Source organism: Streptomyces sp. NPDC046805 (genome assembly GCF_040645355.1).
Taxonomy (GTDB): Bacteria; Actinomycetota; Actinomycetes; order Streptomycetales; family Streptomycetaceae; genus Streptomyces.
Genome location: NZ_JBEYYC010000005.1, coordinates 147,093 through 161,098 on the forward strand (window position 1 = coordinate 147,093; position 14,006 = coordinate 161,098).

The 14,006-nt window shown below is 70.9% G+C and carries 11 protein-coding genes and 2 pseudogenes; 4 read left to right on the top strand and 9 right to left on the bottom strand.

The window, feature by feature from the left end:
- Positions 1–247: 247 nt before the first annotated feature.
- The 3 genes from ABZ910_RS08380 to ABZ910_RS08390 all read right to left on the bottom strand — a co-directional run bounded on the left by ABZ910_RS08380 (position 248) and on the right by ABZ910_RS08390 (position 4,064).
- Positions 248–1,549: an MFS transporter gene (locus ABZ910_RS08380; RefSeq protein ID WP_361360863.1), complete on the bottom strand. Its 1,302-nt coding sequence runs from the start codon at positions 1,547–1,549 to the stop codon at positions 248–250.
- Between the two features lie 127 nt (positions 1,550–1,676).
- The gene (locus ABZ910_RS08385) at positions 1,677–2,765 is read right to left on the bottom strand and encodes a branched-chain amino acid aminotransferase (RefSeq protein ID WP_361360865.1); all 1,089 of its coding nucleotides are present in this window, start codon (positions 2,763–2,765) and stop codon (positions 1,677–1,679) included.
- A gap of 255 nt (positions 2,766–3,020) precedes the next feature.
- Positions 3,021–4,064, bottom strand: coding sequence for a 3-isopropylmalate dehydrogenase (locus ABZ910_RS08390; RefSeq protein WP_361360867.1), 1,044 nt, complete (start codon positions 4,062–4,064; stop codon positions 3,021–3,023).
- Positions 4,065–4,215: 151 nt separating this feature from the next.
- On the opposite strand from ABZ910_RS08390, the gene ABZ910_RS08395 reads away from it, so the two are divergent.
- Entirely contained in the window at positions 4,216–5,829 is a 1,614-nt protein-coding gene (locus ABZ910_RS08395) for a metallophosphoesterase family protein (RefSeq protein WP_361360869.1), read from the top strand.
- A gap of 36 nt (positions 5,830–5,865) precedes the next feature.
- Here the strand turns inward: ABZ910_RS08395 and ABZ910_RS08400 are convergent, their stop codons facing one another.
- Both ABZ910_RS08400 and ABZ910_RS08405 read right to left on the bottom strand, forming a co-directional pair.
- Positions 5,866–5,997, bottom strand: coding sequence for a hypothetical protein (locus ABZ910_RS08400; protein WP_361360871.1), 132 nt, complete (start codon positions 5,995–5,997; stop codon positions 5,866–5,868).
- Between the two features lie 246 nt (positions 5,998–6,243).
- Positions 6,244–6,573, bottom strand: a pseudogene (locus tag ABZ910_RS08405) (LysR substrate-binding domain-containing protein); the annotation flags it as partial.
- Here ABZ910_RS08405 and ABZ910_RS08410 point away from each other — a divergent pair.
- Together ABZ910_RS08410 and ABZ910_RS08415 are read left to right on the top strand one after the other, a co-directional pair.
- Positions 6,551–7,039, top strand: a pseudogene (locus ABZ910_RS08410) (zinc-binding dehydrogenase); the annotation flags it as partial. The pseudogenes ABZ910_RS08405 and ABZ910_RS08410 overlap by 23 nt on opposite strands.
- A 4-nt stretch (positions 7,040–7,043) precedes the next feature.
- The gene (locus ABZ910_RS08415) at positions 7,044–7,250 is read left to right on the top strand and encodes a DUF5988 family protein (protein WP_361360873.1); all 207 of its coding nucleotides are present in this window, start codon (positions 7,044–7,046) and stop codon (positions 7,248–7,250) included.
- Here the strand turns inward: ABZ910_RS08415 and ABZ910_RS08420 are convergent.
- The 3 genes from ABZ910_RS08420 to ABZ910_RS08430 all read right to left on the bottom strand — a co-directional run bounded on the left by ABZ910_RS08420 (position 7,247) and on the right by ABZ910_RS08430 (position 10,871).
- Positions 7,247–8,113 (bottom strand): alpha/beta hydrolase, encoded by an 867-nt coding sequence (locus tag ABZ910_RS08420; protein WP_361360875.1) that lies wholly within the window; start codon positions 8,111–8,113, stop codon positions 7,247–7,249. The two genes, ABZ910_RS08415 and ABZ910_RS08420, sit on opposite strands and share 4 nt — an antisense overlap.
- A 92-nt stretch (positions 8,114–8,205) precedes the next feature.
- Positions 8,206–9,837, bottom strand: coding sequence for an L-glutamate gamma-semialdehyde dehydrogenase (gene pruA, locus ABZ910_RS08425; protein ID WP_361360877.1), 1,632 nt, complete (start codon positions 9,835–9,837; stop codon positions 8,206–8,208).
- 53 nt (positions 9,838–9,890) lie between these two features.
- The gene (locus ABZ910_RS08430; RefSeq protein WP_361360879.1) at positions 9,891–10,871 is read right to left on the bottom strand and encodes a proline dehydrogenase family protein; all 981 of its coding nucleotides are present in this window, start codon (positions 10,869–10,871) and stop codon (positions 9,891–9,893) included.
- Positions 10,872–11,034: 163 nt separating this feature from the next.
- Between ABZ910_RS08430 and ABZ910_RS08435 the strand changes: the two genes are divergently transcribed.
- The gene (locus ABZ910_RS08435) at positions 11,035–12,243 is read left to right on the top strand and encodes a helix-turn-helix domain-containing protein (RefSeq protein ID WP_361360881.1); all 1,209 of its coding nucleotides are present in this window, start codon (positions 11,035–11,037) and stop codon (positions 12,241–12,243) included.
- 85 nt (positions 12,244–12,328) lie between these two features.
- On the opposite strand, the gene serA is transcribed toward ABZ910_RS08435, so the two are convergent.
- Positions 12,329–13,918, bottom strand: a complete 1,590-nt coding sequence (serA, locus tag ABZ910_RS08440; protein WP_361360882.1) for a phosphoglycerate dehydrogenase — start codon at positions 13,916–13,918, stop codon at positions 12,329–12,331.
- Positions 13,919–14,006: the final 88 nt, after the last annotated feature.

Below are 14,006 nucleotides of genomic sequence, written 5' to 3' on the forward strand. Positions count from 1 at the left end.
GGAATGACCGGCTCCACCGTCCCCCCATCCTCCCTCGCGCTCCGGCCCCCGGCTGAGGTGGGCCGGGAAACGAAAAAACCCCTCGCGGGTGCGAGAGGTCTGCGCGCGGGTCGAGGACGACGATGGCCACCCGTACCTGGTCGTACGTGATGGTCACTGCGGACCGGCGCGCCTGCTGCCAATCATCATGGCGAACGAGGGCACGGGGGCAGTCTGGCACAGCGCCGCCCCCGGCCCGGTGACTGTCTCAGGATGCGGGCGTCAAAGTGGACTCCGCGCGGGGCTCCACCCGCGTCAGGTCCAGGTCCTTCGTCTCCCGCATGGTGAGGTACACGACGAGGGACACGGCGGCGCAGCCGGCCACGTACCAGTAGAAGCCGGACTCCACCCCCGCGTTCTTGAACCACAGGGCGACGTATTCCGCCGTACCCCCGAACAGGGCGTTGGCGAGCGCGTACGGCAGCGCCACGCCCAGCGCGCGCACGCCCGTCGGGAACAGCTCGGCCTTCACACAGGCGTTGATCGAGGTGTAGCCGGTGACCACGACCAGGGCGAGCAGGGACAGCCCGAGGGCCGGCCAGTAGCTGCCCGCGTGCTTCAGCAGGGTCATGATCGGCACGGTGAGGAAGGTGGAGCCGACCGCGAAGGTGATCAGCAGCGGGCGCCGGCCTATCCGGTCGGAGAGGCGGCCCGCGAGCGGCTGGAGAGCGGCGAAGACGATCAGCGCGGTGAAGGAGACGAGGGTGGCGGTCTCCTTGGACAGGCCCGCCGAGTTGGACAGGTACTTGGTCAGATACGTGGTGTACGTGTAGTAGGCGACCGTGCCGCCCATGGTCAGCGCCATGACCAGGAACGCCTCCCGCTTGTGCTGCCACAGCGCACGCAGGGTGCCCCGCTCCTCGGCGCCGGAGGTGTCCTCCTCGTACACCTCGCTCTCCAGCATGGTGCGCCGCAGGTAGAAGACCACCGCGGCACCGAGCGCGCCCACGACGAACGGGATGCGCCAGCCGTAACTGTGCAGCGCCGCATCGGACATGGTGCGCTGCAGGAGGATCTGCAGCCCGAGGCCGATGATCTGACCCACCGTCATCGACACGTACTGGAAGCTGGAGGCGAAGCCGCGCTTGCCCGGGTCGGAGGCCTCCGTCAGATAGGTGGCGCTGGCCGCGTACTCGCCGCCCACGGACAGGCCCTGCAGCAGCCGGGCGACGAGCAGGACGACCGCGCCGCCGTACCCCGCGACCGCGTACGTCGGTGCGACGGCGATGAGGATCGCGGACGCGGACATCAGCGTGACGGTCAGGGTCAGCGCCGCTTTACGGCCTCTGCGGTCGCCGACTCTGCCGAGCAGCCAGCCGCCGACGGGGCGCATGAAGAACCCGACGGCGAAGATGCCCGCCGTGTTCATCAGTTGGGCCGTGGCGTCGCCGCTCGGGAAGAACGCTCCGGCGAAGTAGGTGGCGAAGGTCGCGTACACGAACCAGTCGAACCACTCGACCATGTTGCCGGCCGAACCGACCCAGATTTTCTTCCAGTGTTGTTGTCCCATGGGCCGTTACTTGCCCGGCGGAGGAACAAGGGATTCCTTTACGCCCCGAGGGTTTCAACGGGCGGACAAGTGCGGGGAGTTCCGCGGACGGGCGGCCGTGGTGGGGCCGCCCGTCCCGTGCGGTGGCTCAGCCCAGCGGGTGCATCCAGCCGTGCGTGTCAGCGACGGTGCCGCGCTGGATGTCCAGCAGGGCCTCGCGGAGCTTGAGGGTGACCTCGCCGGGCTGCCCGTCGGACTGCTTCCACTCGGCGCTCGCGCGCTTGACGGTGCCGACCGGGGTGATGACGGCGGCGGTGCCGCAGGCGAAGACCTCGGTGAGGGTGCCGTTCTCGGAGTCGCGCTGCCACTGGTCGATGGAGACGCGGCCCTCCTCGGACTCGTATCCGAGGTCGCGGGCGACCGTCAGCAGGGAGTCGCGGGTGACGCCCTCCAGGATGGAGCCCGTCAGGGTCGGGGTGACGATCTTGTCGCCGTACACGAAGTACAGGTTCATGCCGCCGAGTTCCTCGACCCACTTGTGCTCGACCGCGTCGAGGTAGCACACCTGGTCGCAGCCCTGGGCGGCGGCCTCGGCCTGGGCGAGCAGGGAGGCCGCGTAGTTGCCGCCCGTCTTCGCGTCGCCCATGCCGCCGGGGACGGCGCGGACGTGGTCCTCGGACGCCCAGATGGAGACCGGCTTCACGCCGCCCTGGAAGTAGGCGCCGGCCGGGGAGGCGATGACGACGAAGAGGTACTCGTTGGCCGGGCGCACGCCCAGGCCGACCTCGGTCGCGATCATGAACGGGCGCAGGTAGAGGGACTCCTCGCCGCCGTGCGCGGGGACCCAGTCCTTGTCGTGGCGGACCAGGGCGTCGCAGGCCTCGATGAAGGTCTCGACCGGCAGCTCGGGCATCGCGAGGCGGTGGGCGGAGCGCTGGAAGCGCTTGGCGTTCTGCTCCGGGCGGAAGGTGGCGACGGAGCCGTCGGGGCGGCGGTAGGCCTTCAGGCCCTCGAAGATCTCCTGGGCGTAGTGCAGGACGTTGGTGGCGGGGTCGAGGGGGATCGCCGCGTACGGAACAAGCTGGCCGTCGTGCCAGCCGCGCCCCTCGGTCCACTTGATCGTCACCATGTGATCGGTGAAGTGGCGGCCGAACCCGGGGTTGGCCAGGATCGCTTCGCGCTCCGCCGCGGAGAGCGGGGTGGCGGACGGCTTGAGCTCGATCGTGGGCGTCGTCATGAGTGGTTGTCCTTCACCGGTTGTAGTGACGGGCCGCGCTCACGCCCGCACGGCCGGTAGCCAGTGCCAGGACGTCCGAGCTTTCCCTCATACCGCGGCTCTGCGTTCGATTATCGCGCGTGGAGCGACAGCGGAAGGAATCGGGGTGAATACGGCCCGGTGATTGATGGTGGCACCCGGCGAGGCACAGCAAAAGCCGCCGGGTGCGGATGCGACCCGGCGGCCTCGAAAGAAGTCCGAGAGCGTGCGAAAGGGTCAGCCGGCCACCCGTACTCGGAGCGCGTCGCCGATCTCGGCGGTGCTGCGGGCGGGCAGTGCGCCGCGCTCCGCGAGGTCGGCGGAGACGGCGTCCTCGATGCGGGCCGCCTCGGCGTCGTATCCGAGGTGGCGCAGGAGCAGGGCGGCGGACAGGACCGTGGCCGTGGGGTCGGCCTTGCCCTGGCCCGCGATGTCCGGGGCCGAGCCGTGGACGGGCTCGAACATGGACGGGAAGTCGCCGCTCGGGTTGATGTTGCCGGAGGCGGCGACGCCGATGCCGCCGGAGACGGCCGCGGCGAGGTCGGTGATGATGTCGCCGAAGAGGTTGTCGGTGACGATGACGTCGAAGCGGGCCGGGTCGGTGACCAGGTAGATCGTCGCCGCGTCGATGTGGATGTAGTCGGTGGTGACCTCGGGGAACTCCTCGGCCACCTTGTTGAAGATGTTCGTCCACAGGTGTCCGGCGAAGGTCAGCACGTTGTTCTTGTGGACCAGCGTGAGCTTCTTGCGCGGGCGGGCCTGGGCGCGGGCGAACGCGTCGCGGACCACGCGCTCGACACCGAAGGCCGTGTTGACGGAGACCTCGGTGGCGACCTCGTGCTCGGTGCCCTTGCGGATGGTGCCGCCGTTGCCGGTGTACGGACCCTCGGTGCCCTCGCGGATCACGACGAAGTCGATCTCCGGCTGACCGGCCAGCGGGGTGGCGACGCCCGGGAGCAGCTTCGACGGACGCAGGTTGACGTGGTGGTCGAAGGCGAAGCGGAGCTTGAGCAGGAAGCCGCGCTCCAGGACCCCGGAGGGGACGCTCGGGTCGCCGATCGCGCCCAGCAGGATCGCGTCGTGCCGCTTCAGCTCGTCGAGGTCGGCGTCGGTGAGGGTCTCACCGGTGGCGTGGTAGCGCCGGGCGCCGAAGTCGTACTCCTTGGTCTCCAGCTTCACGTCCTGCGGAAGGACGGCGGCCAGGACCTTGAGGCCTTCGGTCACGACCTCCTGGCCGATGCCGTCACCCGGGATCACTGCGAGATTGATGCTGCGAGACATGGCGGCACCCTACTCCTCGTCCCATGGGATGACACGCCCTGTCCGGCATACGGACGGGCGATGGGCCCGACGGGTGACGATGTCAGCGTTTTTGACTGACGTTCACCCTGACGTAGGGCGGTAGTTGGCGATCGCTGGGAAGTTCTCCGCCATGGAGACCCCCGACTTCGGCATCCCGCCGCGGCTCGCCCGCCGGATGAGCATGGCCGAGCAGCACGACTACCTGCGTACCCGGCTCACCCGGCGCCGCACCCTGGTGACGGCGGGCGCGGTGGCGAGCGGGCTGGTGGCGGGCTGCTCCGGAGCCCAGGGCACGGGCGGCGCGCTGGGTACGGCGGACGGCCGACCAGGACCCGCGACCTCGCGGGTCCCCGGCGCCGCGACCACCCCGTTCGGCCGCCATCTCGCCTTCGGCGCCGACCCGAAGACCCGGATGCGGATCTCCTGGCAGGTGCCGTTCGCGGTCAAGCGGCCCTATGTGCGCGTCGGTCTGCGCCCCGACGACCTGGGCCGCCGGATCGAGGCCGAGGTGCGCGACCTGCACACGTCCGGGGTGCAGGGCGTGCGTCCGACGGTCGAGCAGTACTACGTCCACGCGGCCCTCGACGGCCTCCGCCCCGGCACGACGTACTACTACGGCGTCGGCCACGAGGGCTGGGACCCGGCCGCCCCGGACCACCGCTCGACCATCGCCTCCTTCCGCACGGCGCCCGCGACCCCGGAGCGCTTCGTGTTCACCGCCTTCGGCGACCAGGGCGTGGGGCAGGCCGCGAACGCCAACGACCATGTCCTGCTGCGCCAGAATCCGGCGTTCCATCTGCACGCGGGCGACATCTGCTACGCCGACGGGAACGGGACCGGGACGACGAAGGACGGCTACGACCCCCGGTCCTGGGACCTGTTCCTCAAGCAGACCGAGCCGGTGGCGAAGTCGGTGCCGTGGATGGTGACCACCGGCAACCACGACATGGAGGCCTGGTACTCGCCGGACGGCTACGGCGGCCAACTCGCCCGTTTCTCCCTCCCGGGCAACGGCTTCGACCCGCACGGGACGCCGGGCGCGTATGCGTTCACGTACGGCAACGTCGCCTTCGTGGCACTGGACGCGAACGACGTGTCGTACGAGATCCAGGCCAACCTCGGCCACACGGGCGGCCGGCAGACGGCATGGCTGGACCGGAAGCTCGGTGAGCTGCGCGCGGCGAAGGGCGTCGACTTCGTCGTCGTCTACTTCCACCACTGCGCGTACTCCACCTCGCAGCACGCCTCCGACGGCGGTGTCCGGGGGGAGTGGCTGCCGCTCTTCGCCCGGCACCAGGTGGACCTGGTGATCAACGGGCACAACCACGTCTACGAGCGGACGGACGCCGTGCGCAACGGCGAGGTCGGCAGGACGGTGCCGATCGGCGCGTCGACGGACCCGACGCGGGACGGGATCGTGTACGTCACCGCGGGCGGCGGCGGCCGGGACCTCTACTCGTTCCCCTCGGGCGTCAAGGACAGTTACGAGGGCCATGTCACCCGGCACGACGCGGTGAAGACCTTCCGCTGGACCAAGTCCCGTACCCAGGAGGCGGAATCGGCGGAGTGGTCGCGGGTGCGGTACACCGGCTTCTCCCTCCTCTCGGTGGAGGCGGAGGCCGGTACGTCCCCGAGGCTCAAGGTCTCGGCGCTGGCGCAGAGCGGCGACCGGATCGATCACTTCGAGGTACGGCGCGGCGCGGCCGGTGAGGGCGCGCGCCGCACCCGCGCGGGGCACACGTGACACGTGTGACCGGTTCACGTGACACGTGTGACCGGATCAGTGGCCGGCTTCGCCCCCGTTGTCACGGCGGTCGAGGGCGCGCTGGAGGGCGGCGGCGGCGTTCTTCCGGTCGGACTCGCTCGTGCGGGACACGTGGCGGACTCGGCGGCGGGCGGTCGTCTCGGCCATGGCAATCGACTCCTTCGGCAAACATGGAGCACGGAAGAGAAAAGGGGAGACGCCGGAAGAGGCGGCGAGCGGTGCCGCAGGAGTGACCTGCACGGGGCCCGGCTCACGAACCGCCATTCGCTTGATCGAGCGAGTCGTTCGGCTCCTACAAAACTAAAGGAGGACCCCGCGTCTGTCTCCATAATTAGTCGGACGTCCTACTATCTGAGACGGCGCAGCTCCCTGATCAGCGCGCGGACGGCCGCCGAGCAGGACGTCGCCGACCAGCCCGGCCGGGACCGGGGAACCGGAGCCGACGGTGGCGATCCCGAGGTCGGCGCGGCCCGCGGTCACCTCGCCGGCCGTGCCGGGACCCAGCTCCCTTACGACGGTCACGGTCGCCTCGATGCCGGGGTGCGCTGCCGCAAGCCGCTCCGGGGCGGGCGGCAGCAGATGCAGGGCCGCACTGCGGAAGGCGGCGATCCGCAGCGGGCCGGTGACCTCCCCCGCCTGCACGCCGCGGGGGTCGGCGACCAGGGCCGCCGGCATCCGCAGCACCCGCCGCGCGTGCGCCACCGCCCGCTCGCCGGCGAAGGTGAAGTACCTGACGGAGAACGTCGGTTACGACGCCGCCTTCGACTACCACGCGGGCCCGGTCGCCGAACTCCTCGCCGCGGCCGCCCCCGACGGCGTCGACGTCGTCGTCGACAACGCGGGCGGCGACCAACTGGGCGCTGGCATCGGCGCGTTGCGCGAGCGCGGGCGGGTGGTGCGGGTCGGCACGGTCGCCCAGTACAACACCCCCTCCGCCCCGCCCGTGGTGTTCGACCATGCCGCCGTGGTGGAGAAGAGTCTGCGCATCGAGGGCTTCCTGGTGCGCGACTACCGGGACGTGCAGGAGGAGTTGTACGAGTTCGCCGTGCCGCATCTGCTGAGCGGGGCACTGGAGCCGGACGAGACGGTGGTGGACGGCTTCGAGCGGATCGTGGAGACGTTCCTGCTGATGCTGCGCGGGGCAACACGGGGAAGATCCTTGTGCAAGCAGCCCCAAAGGGAACAATGAGGTCATGAACGACACGGCCAAAGTGCTGCTGGTGGGCGGTCCGCAGGACCTGCCCGAACGGATCGTCCCGCTCCCGCCCCCCAAGGACGATGTGAAGATCGAGCTCCGCAACGGATACGAGCACTTCAGGCGGACCTCGCGGTACGAGGACACGACGGAGGGCAGGCTGCCGGTGTACGAGTGGTGGGAGCGGACGGAGATGCCCGGTTAACACGCGCGGCATGACGCCGCCACCGCGTCCCGGAAGCCCTTCGGGTCCTCCACCCACGGCATGTGCCCCGCGTCCGGCAGGACCACCCGGCGTACGCGGGGCAGCGCCCGCTCCAGGGAGTCCACGGCGGTGCGCGGGCGCGGGTCCCGGGCACCGTCGACGATCAGCACGGGGACGTCGAGGGAGGCGCAGGCGGCGTACAGCTCGGGGGTGCCCCAGGTGCGCCTGCGCTCGTCGTTGAGCGCCCTGCTGCACGCGTGGTTGATCCCGAACCACGGGTCGGCCATGCGCTCGGCGTGCTCCAGGGCCCGCTCCCGGTCCTCGAACTCGGCCGACCACTGGAGCACCGCACGCTCCCGCTCCTCGCGTTCCGTGAGCCGGGTGCGGCCGGTCAACTCCCGCCAGCGGGCGAGGCGTTCGGGGTGATCGGCGAGCCGGGCACGGGTGTTCTCCGTGAAGGCGGGATACCAGTCGGCGTCCGGGCCGATCCCCGTACCGGAGACGTACACGAGCGTGCTGACCCGCTCGGGGTGCGCCAGCGCGTAGCTCAACGCCAGCTGGGCGCCCCAGGAGTGGCCGAGCAGCGCCATCCGGTCGAGGCCGGCGTGCCGCCGTACGGTGTCCAGGTCCGCGACGAACCGGTCGGTCGTCCACGGTCCCGCGCACGGGCGCGATCGCCCGCAACCGCGCTGGTCCCACCGGACGACGGGAGTGACGTCCGCCAGCAGCCCGGCCACGTCCGCGAACATGTCCCACAGCCCGGGCCCGCCGTGGCAGAGCACCAGGGGTGCCTCTCCGTGATCCGGCCTCGCCACCCACAGTCGTACGCCGTCGTCCGTCTCCACCGCCACGCTCGGGGTCACCAGGACAGTGTGGCCCGCGCGGGCATGGAAACGGGCCGGGAAGCCCGCTCGGGGTGGTCGGGCTTCCCGGCCCGGATTCGGGGGCGGGGGCGTCAGCCCATGTGGGGGTACGTGTAGTCGGTCGGCGGGACCAGGGTCTCCTTGATGGCGCGGGTCAGGGTCCAGCGCATCAGGTTCTGCGGGGCGCCGGCCTTGTCGTTGGTGCCGGAGGCGCGGCCGCCGCCGAAGGGCTGCTGGCCGACGACGGCGCCGGTCGACTTGTCGTTGATGTAGAAGTTGCCCGCCGCGTAGCGGAGCTTCTCCATCGTGTACGCCGCCGCCGCGCGGTCGTTGGAGATGACCGCGCCGGTGAGGGCGTAGTCGGAGACCGACTCCATCTGGGTCAGCATCTCGTCGTACTGGTCGTCCTCGTAGACGTGCACGGCGAGGAACGGGCCGAAGTACTCGGTGCGGAAGACCTCGTTCTCCGGGTCGGTGCACTCGACGACGGTCGGACGGACGAAGTAGCCGACCGAGTCGTCGTACGTGCCGCCCGCGACGATCGTGCAGGTCGGGTCGCCCGCGGCGCGGTCGATCGCGTCCTTGTTCTTGGCGAAGGCGCGGTCGTCGATCACGGCGCCGATGAAGTTCGACAGGTCGGTGACGTCACCCATGGCCAGGCCGTCGACCTCGGCCGCGAACTCCTCCTTGAAGCCGGAGTTCCAGATGGAGGCCGGGATGTACGCACGCGAGGTCGCCGAGCACTTCTGGCCCTGGTACTCGAAGGCACCGCGGGTCAGGGCGGTCTTCAGCGCCGCCCGGTCCGCGCTCGGGTGGGCGACGAGGAAGTCCTTGCCGCCGGTCTCGCCGACCAGGCGCGGGTAGGCGCGGTACTTCTCGATGTTGTTGCCGACCGTCTTCCACAGGTACTGGAAGGTCTTGGTCGAGCCGGTGAAGTGGATGCCGGCCAGGTCGCGGTGGGCCAGGGCGACCTCGGAGACCTCGATGCCGTCACCGGTGACGAGGTTGATGACGCCCTTGGGCAGACCGGCCTCCTCCAGCAACTGCATCAGCAGCACGGCGGCGTGGGTCTGCGTCGGGGACGGCTTCCACACGACCACGTTGCCCATGAGGGCCGGGGCGGTCGGCAGGTTGGCCGCGATGGCGCTGAAGTTGAAGGGGGTGATCGCGTAGACGAAGCCCTCCAGCGGACGGTGGTCCATGCGGTTCCACACGCCCGCGGAGTTGGCCGGGGGCTGCTCGGCCAGGATCTGGCGGGCGTAGTGGACGTTGAAGCGCCAGAAGTCGATCAGCTCGCAGGGCGAGTCGATCTCGGCCTGCTGGGCCGTCTTGGACTGGCCGAGCATGGTGGAGGCGGCGATGGTCTCGCGCCAGGGGCCGGAGAGCAGCTCGGCGGCGCGGAGGATGATGGCCGCGCGGTCGTCGAAGGACATCGCACGCCAGGCGGGCGCGGCGGCCAGGGCCGCGTCGATGGCGTCCTGGGCGTCCTGCTGGGTGGCGTTGCGGAGCGTGCCGATGACGGCCTTGTGGTTGTGCGGCTGGACGACCTGGAAGGCCTCGCCGCCGCCCATCCGCTTCTCGCCGCCGATGGTCATCGGCAGGTCGACCGGGTTCTCGGCGAGCTCCTTGAGCTTGGCCTCGAGGCGGGCACGCTCGGGCGTGCCGGGGGCGTAGCCGTGCACCGGCTCGTTGACGGGGGTGGGGACCTGGGTCACAGCGTCCATGAGACCTTTGACTCCTTTTTTCTTGAGCGGGTGTCTTGAGCGGGTGTTCGGGCTCAGCCCTTGGTGGCCATGCTGCGCAGGAAGAAGCGCAGGTTCGCCGGCTTCTCCGCGAGACGGCGCATGAAATAGCCGTACCAGTCGGTGCCGTAGGCGGTGTAGACGCGCATGCGGTGTCCTTCGGCGGCCAGCCGCAGGTGCTCGTCGCTGCGGATGCCGTAGAGCATCTGGAACTCGTACTCGTCCAGTTTGCGCCCGGCCTTCCGCGCGAGCTCCTGCGCGATGGAGATGAGGCGCGGGTCGTGGGACCCGATCATCGGGTACCCCTCGCCCTCCATCAAGGTCCGCAGGATACGGACGTACGCCTTGTCGATCTCGTGCCTCTGCTGGTACGCGACCTCGGCGGGCTCCTTGTACGCGCCCTTGACGAGCCGTACGCGGCTGCCGCTCGCGGCGAGCCGGCGGGCGTCGGCCTCGGTGCGGAACAGGTAGGCCTGGATGACGCAGCCGGTCTGCGGGAAGTCCTTCCGCAGCTCCTCGTGGATGGCGAACATCGAGTCGAGGGTGGTGTGGTCCTCGGCGTCGAGCGTCACGGTCGTACCGATGGCGGCGGCGGCCTCGACGACCGGGCGGACGTTGGCGAGGGCCAGCTCGTGACCACCCTGGAATGCAGGGGCGGGCCCGGAGGGCCCTCGGTCGAGGGTGGTGGCGGGCGACGGGAGGGACTGCCCGAACATCGACAGCTTGACGGACATCTCGACCCTGTCGCCGAGGCCGAGCGCCTTGAGGCGCTGGATCAGCTCCAGGTAGGCGTCCCGGGCGGCGGCGGCCTGCCCGGGGGTCGTGATGTCCTCGCCGACGACGTCCATGGTCAGCTCCAGGCCCTTGGCCGTGAGCTCCTTGATGATCGGGACGATGTCCGCCACGGTCTCACCCGGGATGAAGCGGTCGACGACCTGTTTGGTCACCGGGGCCGCCGAGATCAGACGTCGCATCCGGTCGCTGCGCGACGCGGCGAGAATCACGGGACCCAGCACGGGGCACCTCCACAACAGAGCACCAGACGGCCGTCGGCCGACGATTCGGCTACGGCACGGAGAACCACCGTGAAACCTAAGGATCCCTCTGATCGTGGGCCATCGACAGCTGTCACGCATCCGTTCCCCCGATCTCAGACAGATGTATGAAGGGGGCGCTGAAATGCGGGAGAATGCCCGAGTGACGGCCGTTTACAAAGGTGACTACCAGGAGCTGGTGGACGAGATCTCGGAGCTGCTGGGCGTCCCGGCGACCCTGGAGAACCGCGACTTCGAACTGATCGTCTTCGGCGCGTACGACGACAGCGAGGGCGAGTTGGACGCCTCGGCCCTCGACCCGGTCCGCGCCCGCTCGATCCTGACCCGGCGTTCCACGGCGGCCGTGCGCGAGTGGTTCGAGGGCTTCGGCATCACGCGGGCGACGGGGCCGGTCCGCATCCCGCCCACCCCGGAGGCCGGGGTCTTCCGCGGACGGATCTGCCTGCCGGTGCGCCATAGGAGTGTCGCCCTCGGGTACGTCTGGCTCCTCGACAGCGATCCGGGCCCGAGCGAGAGGCAGCTGACGGCGGCCATGGCGGTCACCGCCCGCATCGGCGCGCTGCTCGCGGACGAGGCCGAGGCCGGGGCCGGCCTCACCCGGGAGCTGCGGGCGGTGCTGACCGCCGAGCCGGGCTGGCAGCGGGACATGGCGGTGGCGGAGCTGCGCACGGCGCTGGGGAACCGCGCGGACGGCCCGCACACGGTGGTGTGCGTGGCCCCGTGGCCCTCGGCGGACCCCGCCGACGCACCGTCGGTGCGTACGCTGCCGGGGGCGACGGCGCTGTGCACGGTGCCGTGGGGTGCCGCGTCGCAGTCGCTCGCGCTGCTGGTGCGCCTGCGGTCGGCGGACGCGATGACGCCTGCGGTGTCGGCGGCGGGGCGCCTGCTGGAACGGGCGGGCGGCACGGGAGGCAAGGGTGGCGGCGCCGCCGCGGGCATCGCGCCCGCGCGGCCCGGGCTCGCGGAGCTGGGGACGTCCTGGCAGGAGGCGGTCGGCGCCACCCGCGCGGTGCTCGCGGAGCCGAGGCTCGGTCCGGTCGCGCAGTGGGCGCGCATCGGGCCGTTCCGTCTGCTGACCGCCCTCCCTCCGGAGGCCGCCCACGACCCCGTGGTCACCCCGCTCCTCACCCCCGCCCACCTCGAACTGGCCCGCACCGCCGAGACCTACCTCGACTACGCGGGCCAGGCGGGCCGCACGGCAGCCGCCCTGGGCATCCACCGCCAGACCCTCTACTACCGCCTGTCCCGGGTGGAGCACCTCACGGGGCTCGACCTCGACGACGGCGAGGACCGGCTGCTGCTGCACATGGCGTTGAAGGGGGCGCGGCTCTGAAAGCCGTTCCGGACGGCGCCCCGGGCACAGCACGACGCCGGGCGGGCTGGATGTCCAGCCCGCCCGGCGTCTCGGTGCGGTGGTCTCAGACCAGGTTGACCGAGCGGGCGAACGTCGCGCCGATCTCGGCGCCCAGGTCGGCCAGGACGCCGGCGCCCACCGTGTCGTCCACGGTCAGTACGGCCAGTGCCTCACCGCCGACGCCGGCGCGCGCGACCTGCATGCCGGCGATGTTGACGCCCGCCTCGCCGAGGATGCGGCCGACGGTTCCGACGACGCCGGGACGGTCCTCGTAGCGCAGGACGAGCATGTGCTCGGCGAGCGCGAGGTCGACGTCGTAGTCGCCGACGGCGACGATCTTCTGGACGTGCTTCGGGCCGGCCAGCGTGCCGGAGACCGACACCTCCTCGCCGCCGGACAGCGTGCCGCGCACGGTCACGACGTTGCGGTGGTCGGCCGACTCCGAGCTGGTCGTCAGGCGCACCTCGACGCCGCGCTCCTGGGCGAACAGGGGAGCGTTGACGTACGACACCGTCTCGTCGACGACGTCCTCGAAGACGCCCTTGAGCGCGGAGAGTTCGAGCACCTTCACGTCGTGCTGGGTGATCTCGCCGTACACCTCGACGTCCAGCCGTGCGGCCACCTCGCCCGCGAGCGCGGTGAAGATGCGGCCGAGGCGCTCGGCGAGCGGCAGGCCCGGCTTGACGTCCTCGGCGATGACGCCGCCCTGCACGTTCACCGCGTCCGGGACCAGCTCGCCGGCGAGCGCGAGGCGCACCGAGCGGGCGACGGCGATGCCCGCCTTCTCCTGGGCCTCGTCCGTGGACGCGCCGAGGTGCGGGGTGCACACGACCTGGTCCAGCTCGAAGAGCGGGGAGTCGGTGCACGGCTCCTTCGAGTACACGTCCAGGCCGGCGCCCGCGACGCGGCCCTCCTTCAGCGCCGCGTACAGCGCCTCCTCGTCGACGATGCCGCCGCGCGCGGCGTTGACGACGCGCACGCTCGGCTTGACCTTGTGCAGCGCGTCCGCGCCGATCAGGCCGAGGGTCTCGGGCGTCTTCGGCAGGTGCACGGTGATGAAGTCGGAGACGGCGAGCAGCTCGTCCAGGGACAGCACCTTGACGCCCATCTGCGCGGCCCGCGCGGGCTGCACGTAGGGGTCGTACGCCACGACCTTCATGCCGAAGGCGGACATGCGCTGGGCGACGAGCGCGCCGATGCGGCCGAGGCCGACGACGCCCAGGGTCTTCTCGGCCAGCTCCACGCCCGTGTACTTGCTGCGCTTCCACTCGCCGTCCTTCAGCGCGGCGTTGGCCTGCGGGATGTTGCGGGCGGTGGCGAGGATCAGGCCGCAGGCCAGCTCGGCGGCCGTGACGATGTTGGAGGTGGGGGCGTTGACGACCATCACGCCGGCCTTGGTGGCGGCGGAGACGTCGACGTTGTCCAGGCCGACGCCGGCGCGCGCGACGACCTTCAGCTTCTTGGCGGCGGCGATCGCCTCGGCGTCGACCTTGGTGGCGGAGCGGATCAGGATCGCGTCCACGTCGGTGATGGCCGGGAGCAGCTCGGATCGGTCCGCTCCGTTGCAGTGCCGGATCTCGAAGTCCGGGCCAAGCGCGTCAACGGTGGCGGGCGACAGCTCTTCGGCGATGAGTACGACGGGTTTCGAGCTCACGTGGGTCCTCACAAGTCCAGAGCGTGCGGACGGCCGTCCCGACGGCCGCAGGCGGAGGAGGGGGGCAAGCCGCGGAAGACGCACGACG